The following is a 22,219-nucleotide window of genomic DNA, read 5'->3' as shown; positions in this document are numbered from 1 at the left end:
AGTTCCCTCGCCGGTGCGGTACTCGCAAGCTCGCACCTATTCACAATTATAACAATGATTCAAATGAAAGAAGATATTGAAAATACATCGAACTCCTCTAAAGAAACCAGAAACGTCTTCATCGGAGCGAAAGTCACTCCTACTCAAAAGGAGTATATAAAATCAATGGCTACCCAATGCGGTATGACCATAAGTGATTACCTATTGTCGTGTGCCTATAACTTCAAGCCCAAAGTGAGACTTACGAAAGAAGAAGCAGCCCTGTTGCAGAATCTGGACGATTGTCGGGCAGACCTCGTAAAATACACCTCCGCCCTACACGGAATGTCCACAAAGCAGCGCATGGCAATGTTCAATCAGATTCCGTTCATGGTCAACTGGCTCAAGGAACTTGGCAATGTAGCCGAAAGTGTCTGCCAGTTCCTGAATACTGTAAAAGAGAAGAACAAAATTCCGTCCAACCTTAAATCCGAAGAAGAATGATTGCAAAAGCCAAAGCCATATCGCACGGCATCAACGACCTCCGTTACATTACCGGTGAATCACAACATAAGAAGCATCCGGAGAAAATTTATCGGGTATTGGACAATCTGTTGCCCTCAGAACCGGACGCTATGGGGATATGGAACTCCATGCAGTTGACCATATCCCAGCATCGCCCGATAAAGAACTCCGTTATCAGAATCGAGTTGAGTCCATCGCCCAAACATACCCAATTCTATGACATCGAAGATTGGCAAAAACTTTGGCAAGATTTCGCCGAGGAGTTCGACAAACAGGTGATTACCGGCAAGGATGGAAAAATCCGTTCCTGTCCAACCAATTTAGCTAACAGTAAATACTCTGTTTGGCTGCATACAGAATCCAAAGGCGAAGTTCCCCACCTCCATGCTGCGGTCTGCCGTTTGGATGAAAATGGCAATATCAACAACGACCATAACATTCATCTTCGGGCGCAACGTGCCGCCGAGCGAGTGGCAAAGAAACGTGGCTGGACGACTGCAGAACAAATCAGAAATCGTAACATTCCACAAGTGAACCGGGACTGTATGGAGGTGTTGAAAGCAATGCCATCATGGTCATGGGATGAGTACAAGAACACTCTTATACGGAAAGGTTATACCGTCCATGAAAGAGAGGACAAGAAAGGTATTCTTCGTGGATATGCCCTCATGAATGGAAACACCAAATACAAGGCTTCAGAATTGGGAATCGGCAGGAACCTGATGGTCTCGAAACTTCCTGCGACATGGGAGAAACTGCACCATCAGTCAGCTACCGTCATTAGAAATAATGCTCCCAAAGCCGTTCAACAGGCAGCGATACATAAGGTTGCTCCTATTGACTATACCCAATATCTCACATATAGTCAGGATATGATTTCCTATACCCTCAGCTATGAAGGTAAGGATTACAGATTCTATATCCCGGAAAAAGTTCTTGACTGTTTCAATGACGAATTTGATTATAGGTTTATTGCCAACTGTCAGGAACTTACCGATATGGCTGTAGCTATATTTGTTGGACTGATAGATACTCCCAATGTAACAACCGATGGAGGTGGTGGAGGTTCTCAAAGCGACCTTCCGTGGCGCGACAAGGACGAAGACGATTTGCAATGGGCTCGCAGATGCGCTCGTGCAGCCAGTCGTTCGTTAGGGAAGAAACCGAAAATAGGATTAAAACGATAAGCTATGAGGGAGAAATTTGATTTCACAGCTGAAATGAATGAAGCTAAGACGGTAAAAAGCAATCCTCACAACGAATTTTTAGAGGAAGAAAACCGCCTGCTTAATTTAAACGTAAAGGAACTGGCCAAACTGAATGACAATGTGCATGAGTTGCGAACAAAAGTTGAAAAACTGTCCGAATCCATCCAGAAGTGTGAACCATACATTTCAGACGAAATGCAAAATCTGGCTCTAAAATTCGGAGCTACCCTTCTCTGTAATTTTGTCGGCCAGATAGAGAACAAATGCAAAGAAGCCGAGCGAAGAATTAAGAAAGCCGCCAACTTCATTCCCATCCCGGCTACCGCATTTTACATCACCATTATAATACTGGTTGCCCTATCTTCTTTTTTCGTCTGCATCATTGTGGCAAATACAGAGATTTTACACTCGGCAGTGATTTGGAAGGCTGTGACTTGGTGTTCTGCCATGGCTGTTTTAGGAATCGCGATAACGATTTTACTTCCCAAAGTGTTGAAATAGTCATTGATATATTCGGTGCGTAAAAATACGCAGTCCACTGCATAAGATGTAAAATAGGCAAATTATCAACTAGTTATCAGTTAGTTGTAGACAATCAAACAAGTGAGAGAATGGTACCAAATCATCCTCTCACTTTAATCATTCATAATATCTCATCGCCCATTCAACAATAGTTTCAGCTGCTGATCAAAGTCGGACATGATTTCACGATCTTGAATGATTCGGAATTTTTCATATTCGGCTACAGCTTTCTCTTCTGCTTGCTGATGAGATATTGTTCCCTTATCTATCAAAACTTCAAGTTGATTGAATTCGAGAAAACGATTTAAAGCTCGCTTCCAATCCGACATTGTCATAAGCACATGATTTTTGGCTTGAAGTTCTGCATAGTCCAGATACTGAGTGGTAAGCAGATTTAATTCTTCTACTTCCTTTTCTGAAAGATAATTCTTAGCAACAGTCACATCACTCTTGATAACCCTGCCATTGGGCGCATTTTTCCAAGTTGTCAATCCCATGTGTGGACGCTCTGCATCAGAACGATGATATACGATTTCAGCGGCAGTCTGACCAGAAACAGCATAATGCATGATATTCTGAACAGTCTTGAAAAAAGCAAGTGTAACTTCTGAGTTTTTGTCATAATCAACACTACACTCACTGTAAATATCAGTTACCTTTTGATAATACCTGCGCTCAGAGGTACGTATCTCACGAATACGCTCCAGCAAATCATCAAAATAATCCGCTCCAAAAACGTTTTTGCCTTTCAGACGTTCATCATCCAGAACGAAACCTTTCTTCAAGTACTCCTTCAAAACACCGGTAGCCCAGATACGGAACTGAGTTGCCTCATAACTGTTCACTCTATAGCCAACGGCAATCACTACATCAAGATTATACATCAAGACTTCTCCAGACCATTTGTCCGAAGGTATTCGAATTTTTCTAATTGCATCGGACAAATGGATTTCCCCACTTTTATCAATTTGGTCAAGATGATAATTGATAGTAGGAACTGTTACCCCGAACAACTCTGCCATTCTCTGCTGAGAGAGCCAAAATGTATCGGTATCGAAGATGACTTGCACTTGAGCTTTTCCTTTGACACCACGATAAAGAATGATGGTTGACTCCATGCTCTTTTCCATAACCTCGGGTGTCATGGTTTGCGAAAAGTAGTCTCTTGCCACTTTTACCATCGCCTTTTTTGCGTCAGCATTCATGGCAACAGCCATACACGCCACACGAGATAGGTTCAAGGAGATGACTTTGCGTGTCGCACCACTTCCTAGTTCTGCCATTTCCTCCATTTCGACAAAATGCACTCCTAATGAATATCCTTTTTGAGATACCCACGCCTGAGCCTTGGCAAGCACACGCTCAAAGTTCCAATATTTACCATACCCCATCACACGTGCCAGCTTTCGCGAGTTCCACCACTCTTTACCCTCGCCATCCACTTCTCTCAACTGATCAAAAGGAGATAGCAGTTCTGGGATATTATTTGAATTATCTTTCATATTTCTATGTTTACATTTTAGCCTACTATACTCTTATTTGTTATTTTTGCATAGGACATCTCCTCCGCTATAATAATCCACATTTCCTTTTGTTATTACAGATTATAGAACTTTTTTATTTAACAATATGAGCTAATACTTCTGCAATCCTATTTACATCTTCATAGGTATTATTCTTATCTAATGAGATGCGTATAGTACCTTTCGCAAAAGACTCATCCAAATCTATGGCTTTTAAAACATGAGAAATCTGAGTATTCCTACTATCACATGCAGAACCTGTTGATACACATATTCCACATAAATCTAGACGATGCAATAACGACTCGCCACTAAATCCATTAAAGGATAAACTTACATTTCCTGGGATTTTTACTTCAGCACCATTCTTATGAAATACAACATTCAATGATAATAACTTTTGTATAAGGGCATTTTCTAAGCCTTGAATATATGTCATATTATCTTCTAACTGAGATGTATTCTCTTCTAACGCTATTGCCATTGCCACTATTGACGCAACGTTTTCTGTACCTGCTCGCAAAGAGTTTTCTTGTGCGCCACCTGATATTAACGGATTAATTTTAAGCCCTTCTTTTATATACAAAAAGCCAATACCTTTTGGACCATTAAATTTATGAGCAGAAGCAGATAAAAAATCAACATCTAAGTCTCGTACATCAACAGGGATATGTCCAACAGCCTGAACTGCATCTGTGTGAAATAAGGAATTATGATCGTGTACAATTCTTGCAAGTTGCTTTATTGGCTGTATTGTACCAATTTCGTTGTTTGCCATCATTATAGAAACCAACGATTTTTCAGAAAGTAAATTATTTAGAGTTTGAAAATCAATCATACCTGTATTATTAACAGGTATATAAAAAACTTCTTTCCCTGCTGAAGCAACATCTATACAAGCATTCAATATAGCATGATGTTCTATTAGTGAGGTATATATTCTACTACACTTACATCCCTTAATAACCCAATTATCACTTTCCGTTCCGCATGAAGTAAAAAAAATCTCATTAGGAGAAGCATTAATACATCTTGCTATGGTTTCTCGCGCCTCTTTTAATGCTTTTTTAGCACTACGAGCAAAAGAATAAGGCTGTGAGACATTGGCGAAATCAGTCAACTGAAATCGCATCATTGCCTCACACGCAGCTTGACTCATCTTGGTCGTAGCCGCATTATCTGCATAAATGAGTCTTTTCATTTGTTCAACTAAATAGTTTACAACCTTCTTCTTTAAATTCTTCTATCTTATCAAGAATATCTTGTACCGTACAACCTAAGTAATCAGCCAAACAGTCCATACAATAATAATTCTCAATATCTTCACCAAGTAGCTTTTTATTGATACCAATGGTGTCTTTGTCTAGCGGTCTCTTACCGCAAGCTAAACATTCCTTAACTCTCATCACCGACAGGATTTATAGAAAATTTAGGCATTTCTTTTCCCTTGTATTCAACGTCAAGCATACCCATTTGTCTTAGAACAATTTCTCGCATTCTGAAAGCAGGGCGCAAACAATACTGGTTAAATTCACGAGGCTTAACATCTTCAGCAGTTCTAACATGAGGGAATAACAGTTTGAGGTATGCGGTTGCAATACGTTTTACAGCTTCAGTGTTTCGTGTATCCGAATCGGCTGGATAGTCAACCAGACGGTCTACAATGGCACGATATGAAACATCATCTCGCAACATGTGCATAATAGATGTGAAATACTCACTGTTTAATGCCCAGCCACAGATTTTCAATCCCTCGTTCATACGAGGAATATCCCAACCTTTAACAAAACCATGAATACGGTCAATTAAGGCACTATTATTCTTTAAAAAAGATGGCAATCCGGCAAACATATTCTTCCATTCATCCATGTCCTCCTGGTCTATATTTCCCAGCATTACGACACCAGCTTCTGCTACGTCATTCTTGTCACCTATCTTAACTGTACCTTGCTCCATGTATCCAAGTAGTGTTTGTACCATCTCATTTGGATTATCGAACTCTACTTTGGAGATTTCATCGAAAGCTATAAAGTCATGATAGAACACAAGTCCCTCTTCCCTACGAGCCAAATCATAAAACAACTTGGCACGTGTCATCTTGCCACCACAAAGATATCCATAGCGACTTATACCGCCAAATACATAGGATTTACCTGTACCCTTTGGTGCAAGCTCTATGAGGTTTACTCTCTTTTCTACAAATGGAAGAAGACGTGTTAGCATGGCTAATTTTTGAGCTTCTGTTTCATATCCATCTGCATTGTAGTCGATAGCACCCAAGATAACATCAATCCATTCTTGAACAGAAAAGTTACGACGAACATCCTTGTAAAAGTCAAGGTCTATTTCGTAGGGACAAAAATTGGCAAAAGAGACCAATTTGATTTTACCTGGTGTTTTGCCTTCTGGATAGCGATAACCTAATTCTATAATTCCCCAACTTTCCTTTGCTTTTACAAGTTCATCCTTGCATTCATCCCAAACTCTATCCTCTATCAGAGTCTCCTTATTGTTGAGACCGAAATCAGGGAGAGAAAATGTAACATCTTGAGTTTTGATATCAATATCAATTGAAATTCTAGTGAGAAGCTTTACTGTCTCACCTTCTTTCACTATTCTATTTTTGATACCAGTCCACTGAACTTTTGATGGAATGTATTGATGTATGAAATCTGTCATTTCTGTAACATCAAAATGTCCATCTTCATCCTCAAACATTTTGAGAAGCCAGTCGCGGAGGAATGCAGGTAAGCTTAAGGATTTAAAGAAATTGCTTTCTTTCAAATCCTTATACACCACCATATCTTCAAAATATTCTCTTAATTTATCTTGCATAATATGAATTCATTTAAAAAAACTTATGTTCGTTAGCACCTTCTTTCTTCATCTCAAACGATATGCCTTTTGCAACGAATGACTCGCCGACAAGGACATCGAAAGTATGTATGCCTGCTTTCTTGATATCAGGTAAAGCTATCTCATAGATATACTGTTGACCATCCACCAATTGGGCGCTGTAATAGTATTTGCCATCTACTAAGATAGAAACATCATCCAGAGTCTTACTCAAGTATATCCTAATCTTCGCAATTTTCTTAAAACTTGAGGTTACAACCTTCGAGGTATTATCTAATTTGCATTCTATAGCTTGACCACGCTTTGTTACTTCTATAATAGGCACAAGAACTTCTTCCAAAGAAGCTCCTCCATGAACTTCCACGTTAGCCTTACGACCGCCCTTGAATCTATCATAGTTCAATAGAATGTAGAAATCGTTTTCTTCAATTGTACAATCAGGTTTAATATCAAGATCTGACTTAGGGCAACAACGTCCTGAATGTTGACCTTTTTCTGACATTTCCCATTTATTTTCTGATTCTGCAATTACTGCCATTCGACTTGAGCCATGGTCAGAAACTATGAAAACCTGTTCAAGACTACCTTGCTGTAAGTCACTATCTATTATAGATATTACTTCGTCAATGATGGCAAGTTCTTCTACTAAATGGATTGGTTGCTTTACCTTTTCGTAATTATAGTCGAATTGACCATCATGCTTTAGTTCGTCAAGGCTTTTAATGCTTGTACATGAGCTAAATTCATCAACAAACTCTTTGTTCATCGATGTGATAGACGGTAAATTACAATAACCGATTTTAGCAGAAAAGTCCAGTCCGCGCTTGTAACATTGTTCTTGTATGTAAGCAAGAAATTCAACACCTAGAGCATCAACAAAATAGAGATGTGATTTTTTCTTCTCCATCTTGTCTATTACCTTTGCTCTTGGAGGCATGTCAAGAAAGCGTTTTTCTGAAACTTCCTGTTCTGCCAGCTGAATGAAACGTGGAGTCATCGTATTTGTGACCTTTGAATATTTATATTGGTCAAAATACTCACTAAACTGACTATAATTGTATGGGGAAAGATATTCGGCAAGGGCTGGATAGACCTTCTTCAACACATCTTCAAACTCTTCCCGGCTATGTCCTGCGACAAAGCTACTAATACTCTTTATGATGGTTTCTTTTTCTATCTTGGTGTTGTCTGTCAAGTAATAGAGTGCCTGCGATTCCTTTGCAGTCACTTTTTTACAATACGATATTATGAAATTGGAATCCATCTCGTAGCTTGACAACAACTCCTTACGCTCTTTGTAGTACTGCTGGAATGTTCCATCGTTAACCTCTATTTCTAAGAGATAGTCATAGAGCCAAGTCTTATATTCTTCTACCGTATTGGATTTTGCAATAACTGCTGTAAGATATTCATTGCCTTTTGCACCATGAAGTTTTTTGATTATAAATTTTATCCACTCAACGAAAGCGTTCTGAGTAGAAGCCGTACCCTTGGACAAAACCATTTTTAGGAGGTCGGGATTTTTCTCAATAGCACTCCATTCATAATTCTCATGCTGCAGAATTCTCAACAGTTCAGTCCACTGCTCTTCTGTTCCGAAAGACTTGTTCAAGTTCATCAGCTCCGTGTAGAAGTTAACAAGTGCCTCATGCGATGAAGACACCTCACGAATATCTAACAACGTATTGGGAAAATCACCCTTTTTCAATTCCGTTATAACAAATATGTCTTTGATGTCGTGTTTCTCCAACATAGCAGGAAGTTCGCGTAAAGAATGAGCGAAAGGTGCCTCTATCAAATCATAATTGAGTGGAATACGCTTAGAGATGAAGAATATCTTTGAAAGATTGGCATCATCCGATACACCAATAAACATGATTCTATTCGTGTCGAACAATCGACGGTCGAACTTTTTCATGAACTTTTGGCATGCATGTGTAATAATAATCAATTTCCCCTCTAACTGTATATCCAATAGAGCACGCAACTGTGACTTCAGTTCATTTTCTCCATGAAGTTTCAAATAAGTTGATATTTCTGTTAAGAAAACAACACCATGTTGGGTCTGAACTTCATTCTTTAGTTGATCCATCATCAAAAAACCGCCATCATTGACAAACTTACTGGCCTTTAGAAATAAATGACCAACATTGTAATGGCTTTCCAACTGACACAATTCAGTAGTGGCAGCCACATCAACCATTATCGGTTGGTGGCAATCGTTACTTAAATATTTGTCTATTTTAGTGCAAACTTCCTCGCGAGTCATAGGCTTTAATTGTTTTTAATTATTTCTACACCTACGTTCTTGTTGTTCTTGATAAGGTCTTTGAGGTATTTCTTTACATCCTCGGCACTCATCTGGTCAATCTTCTGGAAGGCGATTTCGTATCCATCTTTGTTATACTTAGCCTCGGCCATTTTATTTAAGGTTGATTGAACAGATGGTGAGCCAAACCAATAGTATGGTACATCAGTCACGTGACTTCGCAAATAATCCTTTACCTCAGCAATGTTTGATAGCATGACCGCATTATCACGAATAATGTTTTTAACAAACATCTTATCACGCTGTGAGGCATCACTCAAGAAGTCAAAGAATTTCGCATTCTCAAGATATGTGATGGCATCGGAAATATCCTTTGCATCTGCTTTGTTTGAATTGATTGTTGCGAAAATCTTACGACATACAGTCACTTCCTGTTCAGCCAACATTGCAAAAATAGGCATCGAGAATTGCTCAGACCATTGGTACGGACTTGACGTATTTGTCTTTTCTCGCCAAATGTTTCTGAGCTTCATAGAGTTTAATCCCTTCTTCTGTTCTTCTACCATTTGGGCTACTAAGTTACTGTAACCGACTTTATCCTTGGTGAAGCAGCCCATAGGCATAGCTCCATACACTTTGTCTTTGTCAGCATCGCTAAGGCCGGTCAATTCGAAATCGCAAACTTTCTTAAACACGTCGTTCTGACGATTGTTGTAAAAATCTACGAATTTTGCACCAAAAATCTTCATGCTATCTAAGAAGGCTTGCTTGTGCTGTTCTTGGAGCTGGTCTGTTGTACAAATCTCATAGATGTATCCCAATAACACATCCAGGTCATCAACATCGTTCTTGATTGCACTGAAAGACAGACGCATGTTATTTGCCTTGCCACTCCATGCGCGAAGTGCATCTTTATACGACTTGCTAGTACCAACACATTTGTTGCTTTCTTCGATAATTTGGTACTCTAAGATAACTGAGTCAATCACAGCTTCTGCCGTTCCCTTACGCCATACCCAATTAGCTGCATCAACAGCGAACTTACTGCGAAGCACATTAATATACTGGTTACCATCATTAACTGCATTCGCAAGCTTAATCAACTCTCCATCCTTGTATACATCAAGGAAGGCCTTGATGCCTATTTGACATTTCTCTGCCGTGAACAACTTCTCAAGATCTGATATAGCAGACGCATTCTTTAAACTAATCTTGCCAATCTCAATTGCGATATCATTTTCTGACATGTCTGTCTCTTCCTTCACATTGTTTGCAAGGAAACCATAAAGCTCAACAAGACGTTTGACCACCTCTACATCTGTATCAATTGATTCACCCTCGATAATATAGTCAAGTGTCCAAATAGGGAACGAAAGTTCACGCATTTTGGCACGCACTCTTTCCCTTGCAGCTTCTACGGAGGTGCATTGCGACTTTGATATACCAAATGCTTTTGAAGTAATGTCAATGAATGCCTTCACCTCTTGTGGCATCGTAACAATATACTTGTCACGATAACGTGGGTTTGGGGTCTTTTCTTGTTGGAGAATCTCATGAATCATCTCCTTCATCTTGTCAACAGTAAGTTCATCACTAGTCGTATCGTCACTCCAAGTGTATTTACCGCCACAATATTCTTTCAGCAAGAAACCAAGAATAAAGGCAGAAAGATTGCATGGCATAAATCCATAGGGGGCTTCTGACAGAGTCTCAAAGATCGTTCTGATAGAGATTCTACCATCCCGTCTTAATTTGGTTCTCATCAACTCTTCCAATCTTGCCTTTATGGCAGAGATGTTGAGCGAAGGGCTTGATGTCCAATAATCCTGTACTTTCCATGCACCATTAAGTGCAACCTCCAACTTGGTGTTAGGATTGGAAGATCTGAAGGTTCCTGCAATTTCTTCTTTCAAACCACATTCTGCGCCTTGACGGGCTGCATTAAGAGTCCACATGTTAGCTATGACGTTATAACACTCAAGACCATTGGTGAAAATCTTTCTATTATAGGCACATAGTTCGTCCATCAGAGCATCTTCTGTTGCCAGTGTTTCTCCATTGAGACGTACCTTCGAATAATAGACAAATTCTCCATCCTTGATGTTCTTACGCCAGTTCTTCAGAACATCGTTGGCATAGTTAGAGTTCTGTGTAGACTGATCTTTGTCTTTACCAGAGTGGTAATCAGCCTTGGCCTTAAACTCTACCCATTCTGCGAATTGTTCCTCACCAAGCAGAGTCTTACTACAGTCGATGAAGATAACAGGCGTATCCGGATTTTCGTTTAGCTTTGTGGTTATTTTCTGGCTAAGAGCCAATCGTTCAGACGAATCTTTGGCGAATGTAACGACACCATAGAGATGTTTTCCATCTCTTTCAGCCTCGTTCATGCATTTCTTGGTTGTTTGTTCAAAATCAGTAATACCGGCATATACTAACTTATAGCGCAATTTTAATGCTGCTGGCAATTCTATAGCCTCGTCCAAAGCACCATCTGTTATCAACGAGGAGGTTGTCTTGGTCAGATATTTTTTCTTGTGCTTTTCTATCTGATCCTCGGACATCTCACCAATCAACACAGAATACACATCGTTCTTGCCAACAATCTTCTTATAGAGAATCTTATCTCTTACAAGTTTCTCCGCAATGTGTGAAGCCTTACCTTCAAGGTCTGAACCTTCAAATGCACTATTCAGATTTTTCTCGTTTGCCAAGAACAAATCTACACTATCTCGAACCTCAAACGATATAGCCTGGAACAAGAGAACTGCTTTTAGAACTCTCTTTTCATCCTCAAGCAGATTCGCACGGCTTAGGCGTGGATAGTTGTCTAGTATCTGACGGATACTCAGTGCAAGAGACTCTTTACCCATGTCATAGAAGAAGTTCCAAAGCATGTCAATGGTCAACAATGGATTGTCATCAAGTGGACCACAATTTTTAATAAACCATTGAAAAGCATGGGTGTCATCACCACGGTCGTTCTTGATAAAATCGAACATTGAACGCTGGTTTGAGTCGAATGACGTAGAGATGTGTTTTAATAAACTTGCAGCATAAGGATGAATAGGTAGTATTCCCCTCATCTGCTCATCATTCAGTTTGGTCTGTTTGCCGACAATCACACGTGAATTTACCGTACGGTCGCATAGGTCGGGAAGAATCTCCTCTGTCCACTCCTGATATATGACAGGATCGCTGTTCTTCTGCATAGCGGCTCCCATCAATTGGAATGCCATGTTTTCAGGAAGTTCTATAACACAACGGGGGCGCACGAAACGACCAAGAATCTTGTTCTTCATCGTATCTTGTGCACTGAAGAGTGCCTCGCTCTTGTGCGTTACGGGTATGAAACAGAAATGTTCTGTCTCGCTGAGTTCCAGCATGGTTTGGAAGCCAGTGAGTGCTGTCATGTTGTTTTGAAAGTATTCTGTGAACTCATCCCAAATGAACACAATTGCATTGAGTTTATTTTGTCTAATGGTTTCACGAATCCATTCACATAGTCCCTTATCATCCAAAGTAAATGCCCTTATTTGGCGTTCATTGGCTACCTTAAATATCTTCCGCATGAGCTCTCGTAGAGCATCCTCTGTGTACTCTTGAAGATCTTTTATAATCTTATCTGCGTCGCTACCACCAAAAAGGCTTGCATAAGGGCCCGTTACTAGTCCATTGAAATATTGCTTGTTGTACTCATCGCTCAGATACTTAACAACCGCATCTTTCATCGCTCCATGTGCGGCATTATCAATGCCCGCATCACGCAATGCCTGTTCAATACTCTCCTGGATAGCAATGAACAAGTCATTATCACCTTTGATGCTTGATGAGGCATAGCGATGAACCGTGATAATCTTGCCTTCACTCTTTACGTACAGAAACTTCTTCAACAAGTCCTGATCAAGGTTGAATGTCTCAAAATATTCTTTTGTCTCTTGTTCTGTAGAGTCAAGAAGATGCTTCAAAGTGAGGACAGCATGTGACTTTCCTGTGCCATATGCTCCCTCCACCCATATATTCTGCTTTTGCTGACGATTAAGCACACTCACGATGTCCTTTATCAGTTTGATAAAAGTTTCGTGAGGATAGAACTTCTTCCAAAGTTCTGGGTTGCTTTTGATAACATCAGGATTGACCGCTGGAAAATAATCAGGGTCAATGTCAAAGTAGTCTTTATATTTATTGTCCATAGAACTTATATATTAGAACAAGTCAAGTATGTCTGCTGCAGTCTTATCTTGACGCAAGTTGATGTTGTCAAGATCTAAAGTAAAAGTCACTGAAATGAATTCTGGATAGTTGGTTGCAAGACCTTTGAGCAGACCAACCATCGTTTCTCTGTCCAATCCGAATATCTGAACAGGACTAACGCCATCACTCTCAATTGTTGTATCCATTAATCGGGTCAGGGTAAACTGATAATATTCTCCACAAGCTTCTGCAAATTTGTATAAGGCATACAAGATAACTTTTGAATCGGCATTTTGCCAAGCAGTACGATAGAAAGACAAACCGCCTAAGTCTTTAGAAGCTTTATCGCTGGTTCCGAAACCAATCTTACCTAAAGGCAAAGCTGAAATTCGCTTAAGAGTGGGAGGTATTGCCTTGAGCGCACTTTCTTTGATATCCTCCATGTTCGACAAAAGGGAAACAATTTGAGTCCTCGAAATTACGGAGTCAAACTCAAATGTTTTTACGAACCACCCTACCTGTGGTGTATAACTTAAGTTAATGAGCATTAAGCCCCATATAGAAAGGTCTTGCAACTCAGAATTAACTAGTTTCTCGCCCAAAATGGTCCTGTTGCATTTATCATCAATAATGCCTGCATCTTTCAGAAAGCGATTGAACATCGGTTTTTGGGCACTACCCAGACTGTTGTTTTTATTAAAGTCGTCTCTAAGTTTGACAAATTCCTGGAACCACTCCATTTTTGGACCATGCGCTGCATAGCAGTCCAATGTTCTTTTTTTATCCATGTTACCTAAACCTTTTGATAGCCACAATGATTTGTATACCAAACAACCAGTGTCAATGTCTAAACATTGACCACATCTTGTACAATTGTCGGAAATTGAAACTTTACCGTTTTCATCAAAAGACAAATTACCAAACTTACAGTTCGCTTGACATACTTTACATGCCACACAATAATGGCTTTTTCTAAAAATCTTGCGGAGATTCTTTAAAAAAAGCACATTTCCTGTAGTAGCTTCGTTTGAGACTAATATTGTTATATAATTATTTTCAAGTTCAATTACTCTTATGATTTTAACTTCTCCCTTGTTGATGATTCGGATCTCGTTAGTATTGTCAGTCGGCAATATCTGACCAAGTGTTTTTAACCATTGTTTCCACGAGTTATCGTGATTTTTAAATGTTATCGACAGATTCTTGCCTAGAACGACTTCGTCATAATCCTTTAAAGCAATTTTAAGGTCACGTCCATTTTTTCTTGCCTTCCAACCGTTGTTTTCTACATAGCTGACTTTCTCTGGAGTGCCGTCTTTTTCACTACAGTTTAAGTCAAATATCATATCAGTCAATGCTTTGGTTTGATCTAGATTACATCTAAAATTCAGATAATCGTTCCTATTAGTAGACATAGGACAAACCAAACATCCAGCTCTAGTATTTCCTCTTTTATAAACCTCATTTAATTGTAGTCTGTCTCTGTTTGAGTAAATATAAAGATATACTTCTGCCGAATTCCAATATAATATAGGATTACAACTATATTGTCCACGATGTTTGGTACCATAAGAAATATAACTGTATTCGCTTCTTCTTACGCTTTCATCAGCCCTAACTCCTACAAAGGCCATTTCTGTAAAGTTATTTTTACCGAGAATATCTTTCAATAAAAGAAGCTGTGGTGTCGTTTTGTGTACACTACAACACCACCGGATAGTTGATGTCGGTGGACCGAATTTTCGCCATGACTCCGATGGTGAAAAGTGAGATTTTGCAATATAAAACTCTATACCATCTTTTTTACAATTAGCCATTGTTTCGTCAACAATACGGTGTGTCTCTGGTAATTCCATACCCGTATCACCAAAAATTACGACAAATTTATTATGAGGCAAGGCTCGCTGAACTATATCTAGAGTTACAACACTATCCTTACCACCACTAAAAGAAACATGAAAGACATCAACTTTACCCTCAAATTTAGCGTAGGTATTAAATACATCCTTAATCGTTGTAGCCGTTAAATTCTCCATTATAACCTTGTTTTTAAGAACCATCATATTCACGTCAACAGGCTTTAATGGTTTGTTATTTGGCTCTGGTTCGTTGATGATGATAATTTCTGGCTTAGTAAAAAATGAGCCACCCTTTATCTGTGCTACAAGCTTACCTCTATAGTAGTAATTGTTTGCCTCTGCCCACATATATGGGGCATCATCATTCTCATCGTAATTCCAATAAGCACCAAAACCGTATATATCTAGCTCTTTTGAGTAGACGGGACGTGGTTCTTTGCTGAATGCTTGTGGAGAGCTATTCAGCAAGATACCACCAGTTTCATTATCGTAAGTATATGAGTACATATTAATTAAATTTCATTTTTTCAGCTTTTCTAATCACTTCATTAATCGTATTTAGTCTTCTCCTCTCAATATATCCATTTTGAGCAAGGAAGTCTAATGACGATTTTTCATCAAGTGGGATATCAGCATTAGCCAGTGCTAATGCCATTATATCCAAATAGTCTGTACAACATGAAGTTTTGCGAACAATAGCTCCAGCAACGGAGGTCTTATTGAAAGCCTTGTGCTTCAGTATAAACATTTTACTGTAAGAATACAAATAACTTTCCAACAAATATGGTGTCCAACGATAGCCACATTCTGGAAAGGCCGTAAAAGTATTCACATCCAAAATACTAATAAATTCATTTTGGCAAAATCGAGATATAGCTTTGTCAACTAATTCTGTATCGAAGGTAATATAGTCTTTACTAACAAAGATGTCCTCTGATACACGAACATTATTTACAGCCAAAGCTTCGAAATTAATAGGCACATTGAAATCGTTTGCCATAACTTCCACTTCACTAATATTGAACGACTCTCGACCTCTACCTAAGTTGATAAAAGCATCATAAGCACTAACAGAGTTATCGTAATCACTGATAAAACCTCCAATGATGTGAAATTTATCCGATAACAGACAAGAGAGTGCAGTACGAATACCAGTTTGCGTGAATTGTATATTGTTTTCTATTACGCGTGGGGCAATTTCGGCTATTTTGCCAAATAGTTCAGAAAATGTAACATATTGCATAGAAGCAATCTCTTTTGAGAGAAAATCAACAATTACTATTTTGTCAATCTCTTCAAGTTGAAAGTTATCAATATGAAATCGTGTCTTCATACTTGATAGTACAAGTTTATGACGATTACTAGAGAATGCCTCAATTACCTTTTCTCTTGGTAAATATTCAAATGCAGTAGAAACCTCGTCTTCAGTCACACAACCACCCTGAGCCTTCACATAATCAATAACCACTTGATTAATGTCAATATTTGCAGACATTTCCTGTGAAAAATATTCTTCATCAAAGTGATACATATTCTCTATATTATAGAATTCAAGATAGTACCGTAACATCTCACCATCAACCATAATCTGCCCTAAAAATTGCTGACTGAAATGCTCGAAGAGCACATTATAATATATACAGACAATACCATTAGCAAACTGATTTTCAATATAATCAAACAGAGATTGTTTGGTGGTTTCATCTATCATTTTACTAGGCGCATACACAATACCATTATATACGATGCCCGATTCTGATATTTTCAAGTCCATCTGGTCGTCAAATATATTTATATTTTTGCCATATTCCTTTGTATAGTACATGGCAAAACGCTTGCGTGCAATTGGCGAGTTAAGTCGATATCCTTTAGAGAAATTCTTTTCCAGTATAGTCAACACTTCCTCATCTACACTCTCGCTAATGATTTTACAAGCATGCGAAATTGTGTCTATATTGGACTTTGATAATGGATTTTCTATTGACGTTTCTACAATAAATGCTTGACACGCATTATACTTCACATCTTTTGCTTCACTTACAAAAGAGTCAATTTGCTCGTCCTCATACGATATGTAAGAATGCATTACATTTGCGTTAGCATCCGGAAATATCTCCTCATCAGGGATTTCTGGATACAACAAATTTGCATCTGATAACATTGTGTTATAAGTTTCTCTTTCATCTCTACTAAGCAAATATATTTTGCAAAAAATCTGAGATAAATGGTTGCCTTCTACTAGGTTTCCGTTGCTATCAACACTTCTTTCTAATGACAATAGTTGCAAGTCCATTCCTGCGACATTGCGATATTTCTCATTTATAACAATACCATCTAATACCATTCTATTACGTAATCTCTTAGATAGATTTACAATGGCTTTGTCACGAGAGACAACACCTTCCCTCACCTTCTCAAATGTATCTACGAGAAGCGCGGCCTCATGCTCATTCCAAACGACTCTTTTGAATGGTATTTCCATCTTTTTTGCTATCGTTATTTCAATTATTATTTAGTTGTATTATAATCAATCCTCAACCGACAATCTCTGTTATAATGCGTTCATCCAATACCCTGGCAAACATATCCATTTCTCTTTTGGATAGCCCCATTCGGATTGACAATCCTCGCCAATTTTTCACTGCATCAATTACCTCCGAGACAATCTTTTCAGCAGTTTTTCGATTGAGCATATAATCCTCGCAAGCACCAAACAAAATATTCAAATTCGCTTTGTTGGAATCAGCAGAGATAAGCAGACTTTGATATGCATTCAACGTTGGATTCATATCGTATGCCGGTGACAATGTCCATCCTTTTGCAGTCAAAAGAAAACCGTGATTGCGGAAATGGTCATCGCTATTGCCTATGCAGATATTGAACGCTACACGACGATAGAGTTCCTGCAAATTGCATTCTACATCTGTACAGTTTTGGAGGATAAAGTCAACTATATCTAAATAGCCATGTCCATTTGTTGCATTATCTCCATCTTCCAGTCCCAGCAAGGTCATTGCTGATGCAAAATGAATCCGTTTGCCTTCTTGTGTTCTATCAAAACGCCTTGAGAGCAATGTATGGTATTTCTCTCCTGTTGTCAGCACCTTGGTCTGTGCCGCATTTATTCCTGCCTTTATAGCAAGCAAATGGCTGAAATGTTCCCAAAGTCCGGCATCGTAATCGTCTTTACGCGATGGAAACTTTGCAACGTATAGAGTTTTATCCGTGTCTATTACATTGGCTTTAGGTCTTGCACCTCCCAACGAAGAACCGGGCTGAACAAGCTGAACAACCCACTTCCAGTCTGGAAGGATATTCTCTTCTTCACTCTTTTCTATTTCTTCACTTGCCGCTATCAACTCCCTAATATCTGTCAATGGTGGTATCCGCAATGACTCGCTTACATTGATAAAATCTCCATTAAGGTTTTCCTTGAAACGGAAGCCCCCCATTCGGGAAAAGTCATCAATACCAGTCAGGAAATCAAAAGAAGACAATCTACGAATCAGTCTTTTTTCCTCAGCAGCTTCAATCTGTTCACGACGCAATAACAAAGTACGCCCCCATCGGTCAGGCAAAGCATCCGAGAAACATCCGAATATATCTTTACCCGGTTGCGTATATTGTTGCCCCGGATAATTATTTAGGTCATCACTCAAAAACAAATCTCCATGCTGCGCCAACCATTCCTTGCTAAAAGTAAAACAATAGCTATCTGAGCCACGAAGAGATTCATAGCCTAATTCTCCTATGAGTTCTATCTCTTTAAGCCAGTCAAAATCGGCATATACATACAATTTCTTCATGGCTTATTCTTTTTTAGAGGCTCGCTCCCTTGTCTTCAAACTCAAATCCTGTAAGGCTTTTCCCATTTTATCTTCTTTGGCAAGCCATAGTATATCTTCTTCAAGTTGCAAGGCATACAAAACACGCAGATATATACCGATAGACACGGTTGGCGCACCTTTCTCTATTCGTGACACAGTCAATGGAGAACAGGTAGCACGCTCTGCCACCTGAGCCACGCTCAGATTCCTACGCAAGCGAGCCAGCTTAATCTGCTCACCCACAATCTGCATCTTCTGTTCCAGTTTTCTGGGCAACTTCGTACCCATCGTATTTTTCGCCATATATAACTCATCATATAGTATGCAAAGATAATTATTTTTATTGATTTAATGATGTGTTACATGCCATAATTTTTATTCGTCATCTTCATCGAGATAAGTCCAGTCTTTAGTAGCATATTCTTTTTCAAACTCCGCCAAATCTTCCTTGACACGTTCGCGGAAGCTCTCTTCGCTATCATCTCCACTCATCATCCAATCTACACGAGTTGCATATATTTCTGCTATACGAATTTGCCGATAAGCCTCTTTCATAGCATTTATTGTCTCATCGGACAGTTCCAACACATCCGCTTCATCGGGATAGCGGTCATAACAACAATGGTGAATTGAGTATAATACTGGAATTTGTTCACCGTCAGAAGTGTCGGACATATTTCGCTTTTTCGATTGGAAAATTACCCCATCATCAAAGAATCGTCGATCAGCATATTTTTGTTCTGCCTTGACTATAGTTTTATCTAATAAAAGAAAAGATTCTGCATCTTCATAACTGGCAAAACTCATGTAGCCCTTATAGCTATGGTATGAGCTAAGGCTATCCTTCTCGTAAATAGTCCAATAATCTTCACAATTTTTTTCAGGCTTAGGTCGTAAAGTTCTTGCAATGTCACACTCAATAGAATTAGCTATCTCTCCGAAGGCAATCATATGCCGATTAAAATATCCACCACTCATATGTTATATAATTTAATCAATTCTATTTCATCAACTCAACAACATTCTCCGGCAACATTGCATTCCCAGCATCATCTTTTGGAGCATTCTTAAGAAACAGCATCGGAACTATGGTGTATTTCTTGGCAAACGGCAGCAAATTAGCCTTGCGGAGAAGTTCTGTTGTTAACTGTTTACCATTCTCTTGAGTTGTCCATTTACATTCACCAACCAACAAATACTTTTTATCGAGCGATTCTGCCATCACATCAAATTCGACCTGTTCCGGCTTCTTATCCTCATTGAGAACAGAACCCCACCAGCGTTTTGCCTTGCCATAAACTACTCCATTAACAAGATTTCCTGTGACAGCATCCCGACACAGTTTTTCCCATTGCATACTCACATACCCAGAGAAATGGGCAGTCAAAGCCTGTTCTATGGGTAGGCGACGACCAAGTTCAATGAACGAACGGTTAGGAACAACAAACTGATAGTAGAATGCCATAAACGGATCGGCTATCTTATAGAGACTCTTTTTCGCATTCTTTTCATCAATCCCGAACGGAACATCTTTCTCCAAGAATCCGAGATCGATAAGTTTCTTCAATGGACGCGACAGATTGGTTGCCGGCTCATTGCATCGTGCAGCAATCTCGGAAAGCCGATTTGCACCAGTACCGATATAAGACATTATCGTCGAAGTCTTGACAATATCCTTCACATCATCCTGAAACAGTTTTATCGGCTCTTCATAAAGAGTTCCATTTACAGAAAGGATATTGCGCCACAGGGCATCATCAAGTGAACTTCTATTTTCCCTCAATTCCCAATAACGTGGTACACCGCCGCATACGGCATACTCTTCAATGGCACTCATCGCATCAAGGTTCAAAGCCTCTTGAATATACGGCAAACGTATCGGTGCAAGCCTCATTATCTCATCAGCACGCCCATATAGAGGTGCAGTAGAATCAAGGAACAACCCATACATCATATTTTGTGATGAACCGCAAAGCACAAGGTTATACTTCAACTGCTTCTCATCAACAAGTTTCTGCAATACAGACGGTAACTCTGGTGATTGCTCTACAAGATACGGAAATTCATCCAAACATAGAGTAAAACGTTTGTCTGTCCGATAATTGACCGCACGAAACATAGATTCCCAATCCGGATATGTCAATTTGTCGAAATCCGGAAACACTTGTGCAAGCACTTTTGCAAGCAATATCCTCTGGTGTTGGCCTTCAGAACGATCGGCAAGGAAATAAACATCCGTGTCCGACAACACCCTTTTGATAAGCGTTGACTTACCCAACCGTCTACGACCATACATCACGACTAACGAGGACTTCTCTCTTGCAAGAGCATCCTTTAATCGTGCAGCTTCATCTATTCTATCAACGAATTTCATACATCTTATTTATTATGCAATACAAACATAATGTTTTTATAACATAACACAAAATTTTGAGCCATATTTTTTATTCCCACAGAGCAAATTGCAACTTATGTATAGAAGAACAAGTGCTCTATTCCTTTTTTGAAGCTCTTTTCCTTGTTTTCAAACTCAAATCTTGCAAAGCTTTTCCCAACTTGTCTTCTTTGGCCAGCCACAGAATATCATCGTCAAGTTGCAAAGCATACAGCACACGCAAGTAGATTCCGATGGCTACTGTTGATGCACCTTTCTCTATTCGGGACACAGTCAACGGAGAGCAAGTAGCACGTTCTGCAATCTGAGCCACACTCAAATTCCTTCGCAAGCGAGCCAGTTTAATCTGATCTCCCACAACAGACATCTTCTGCTCCAATTTTCGAGGAAGTTTGGTTCCCATTGTATTCTTTGTTATATTAACTCATCATATAATATGCAAAGATATTGCTTTTTATCTACTTAATGATATATTGTAGGTAAAAATCGCAAGATTATATGATATGGTATTTAAGTGGTTCCACACTTTTTCCAACGAATAATCTCCATTACACGACATTTTTTCAAGCGAATCACAGCATAAATCACCGAAACCGACTTTACTTTATCTCCGTATTCATATATACGAGCATTAAAGTAAACCTAACAAAGGGAGGAAAAGAAATGGCTTCGCCAGAGCCGATCCGAACTATACCTGCGCCTTCTCTTTTGGCTGCAAAAGGATTCGAAATCCTAACCCAAAAGCAAAGCAAGATTTTCTCCTCATCAAGCCACCAAAAGCCCACCAGAAAATCCGTAAAATTACCCTCTATTTTACAGCCATAATCGGCGAAATAATCACCAATATGCCTTATCTTTGCGAAACGGAGATTTAAGAGCAAAAGAGAGCCATTTTTCTCTTTTCCCCTTCGTTTGAAGATAAACTAAGGTTAAAAACGTTAAATCATCGATTTTTGACGAAAAACAAGTGAATTTTCGAGCAGTCTATCTTTTAATCCATAAACTATTGATAGTCAACTGGCATAATATGCTGCATCGGAAAATAAAAATTAAAATGGTTTA

17 protein-coding genes are annotated in these 22,219 nt (G+C 39.1%); 3 read left to right on the top strand and 14 right to left on the bottom strand.

Translation table 11 applies throughout. The annotated features are described in order from the left end of the window. The first annotated feature begins 63 nt into the window (after nucleotides 1-63). The 3 genes from AC0UMU_RS01160 to AC0UMU_RS01150 are packed head-to-tail and all read left to right on the top strand — an operon-like array spanning nucleotide 64 to nucleotide 2,213. A complete protein-coding gene (locus tag AC0UMU_RS01160; protein ID WP_032855182.1) occupies nucleotides 64-483 on the top strand; it encodes a plasmid mobilization protein in 420 nt (139 codons plus the stop codon). Further along, entirely contained in the window at nucleotides 480-1,691 is a 1,212-nt protein-coding gene (locus AC0UMU_RS01155) for a relaxase/mobilization nuclease domain-containing protein (protein WP_473979852.1), read from the top strand. Before AC0UMU_RS01160 ends, AC0UMU_RS01155 begins: the two co-directional genes overlap by 4 nt. 3 nt (nucleotides 1,692-1,694) lie before the next feature. Further along, the gene (locus tag AC0UMU_RS01150) at nucleotides 1,695-2,213 is read left to right on the top strand and encodes a hypothetical protein (RefSeq protein ID WP_117856032.1); all 519 of its coding nucleotides are present in this window, start codon (nucleotides 1,695-1,697) and stop codon (nucleotides 2,211-2,213) included. A 152-nt stretch (nucleotides 2,214-2,365) separates the two neighbouring features. Here the strand turns inward: AC0UMU_RS01150 and rhuM are convergent, their stop codons facing one another. The 14 genes from rhuM to AC0UMU_RS01080 form a co-directional block, all read right to left on the bottom strand. Beyond that, nucleotides 2,366-3,736 carry a RhuM family protein gene (gene rhuM, locus AC0UMU_RS01145; RefSeq protein WP_117856031.1) on the bottom strand — a complete coding sequence of 457 codons (1,371 nt, stop codon included), beginning with the start codon at nucleotides 3,734-3,736 and terminating at the stop codon, nucleotides 2,366-2,368. A gap of 115 nt (nucleotides 3,737-3,851) precedes the next feature. Next, nucleotides 3,852-4,958 (bottom strand): cysteine desulfurase family protein, encoded by a 1,107-nt coding sequence (locus AC0UMU_RS01140; RefSeq protein ID WP_117856030.1) that lies wholly within the window; start codon nucleotides 4,956-4,958, stop codon nucleotides 3,852-3,854. Between the two features lie 4 nt (nucleotides 4,959-4,962). Next, nucleotides 4,963-5,163 (bottom strand): hypothetical protein, encoded by a 201-nt coding sequence (locus AC0UMU_RS01135; RefSeq protein WP_117856029.1) that lies wholly within the window; start codon nucleotides 5,161-5,163, stop codon nucleotides 4,963-4,965. Further along, complete coding sequence (gene brxL, locus AC0UMU_RS01130) at nucleotides 5,153-6,592, bottom strand: BREX system Lon protease-like protein BrxL (protein WP_117856028.1); 1,440 nt, start codon at nucleotides 6,590-6,592, stop codon at nucleotides 5,153-5,155. The genes AC0UMU_RS01135 and brxL overlap by 11 nt, the downstream gene beginning before the upstream one ends. A 13-nt stretch (nucleotides 6,593-6,605) precedes the next feature. Then, nucleotides 6,606-8,882: a BREX-4 system phosphatase PglZ gene (pglZ, locus tag AC0UMU_RS01125; protein ID WP_117856027.1), complete on the bottom strand. Its 2,277-nt coding sequence runs from the start codon at nucleotides 8,880-8,882 to the stop codon at nucleotides 6,606-6,608. 5 nt (nucleotides 8,883-8,887) lie between these two features. Further along, nucleotides 8,888-13,075, bottom strand: coding sequence for a hypothetical protein (locus AC0UMU_RS01120; protein ID WP_151259905.1), 4,188 nt, complete (start codon nucleotides 13,073-13,075; stop codon nucleotides 8,888-8,890). A 12-nt stretch (nucleotides 13,076-13,087) separates the two neighbouring features. Continuing rightward, nucleotides 13,088-15,442 (bottom strand): phosphoadenosine phosphosulfate reductase domain-containing protein, encoded by a 2,355-nt coding sequence (locus AC0UMU_RS01115; RefSeq protein ID WP_138286703.1) that lies wholly within the window; start codon nucleotides 15,440-15,442, stop codon nucleotides 13,088-13,090. A gap of 1 nt (nucleotide 15,443) precedes the next feature. Then, nucleotides 15,444-17,417: a hypothetical protein gene (locus AC0UMU_RS01110; RefSeq protein ID WP_117856023.1), complete on the bottom strand. Its 1,974-nt coding sequence runs from the start codon at nucleotides 17,415-17,417 to the stop codon at nucleotides 15,444-15,446. Between the two features lie 52 nt (nucleotides 17,418-17,469). Beyond that, nucleotides 17,470-18,741: a type II toxin-antitoxin system HipA family toxin gene (locus AC0UMU_RS01105; protein ID WP_117856022.1), complete on the bottom strand. Its 1,272-nt coding sequence runs from the start codon at nucleotides 18,739-18,741 to the stop codon at nucleotides 17,470-17,472. Nucleotides 18,742-18,744: 3 nt separating this feature from the next. After that, nucleotides 18,745-19,065 (bottom strand): helix-turn-helix domain-containing protein, encoded by a 321-nt coding sequence (locus AC0UMU_RS01100; protein WP_041505430.1) that lies wholly within the window; start codon nucleotides 19,063-19,065, stop codon nucleotides 18,745-18,747. Nucleotides 19,066-19,137: 72 nt separating this feature from the next. Further along, complete coding sequence (locus tag AC0UMU_RS01095) at nucleotides 19,138-19,740, bottom strand: hypothetical protein (protein ID WP_117856021.1); 603 nt, start codon at nucleotides 19,738-19,740, stop codon at nucleotides 19,138-19,140. Between the two features lie 22 nt (nucleotides 19,741-19,762). Then, the gene (locus AC0UMU_RS01090; RefSeq protein WP_117856020.1) at nucleotides 19,763-21,136 is read right to left on the bottom strand and encodes an ATP-binding protein; all 1,374 of its coding nucleotides are present in this window, start codon (nucleotides 21,134-21,136) and stop codon (nucleotides 19,763-19,765) included. A gap of 118 nt (nucleotides 21,137-21,254) precedes the next feature. Then, nucleotides 21,255-21,560 carry a helix-turn-helix domain-containing protein gene (locus AC0UMU_RS01085; RefSeq protein ID WP_171030706.1) on the bottom strand — a complete coding sequence of 102 codons (306 nt, stop codon included), beginning with the start codon at nucleotides 21,558-21,560 and terminating at the stop codon, nucleotides 21,255-21,257. Between the two features lie 196 nt (nucleotides 21,561-21,756). Continuing rightward, a complete protein-coding gene (locus AC0UMU_RS01080; protein WP_117856018.1) occupies nucleotides 21,757-22,038 on the bottom strand; it encodes a hypothetical protein in 282 nt (93 codons plus the stop codon). Between the last annotated feature and the right edge of the window lie 181 nt (nucleotides 22,039-22,219).

Source organism: Coprobacter fastidiosus, assembly GCF_982245605.1.
The sequence above is the reverse complement of the archived record's forward strand: the minus strand, read 5'-3'. Positions and strand labels throughout refer to the sequence as shown.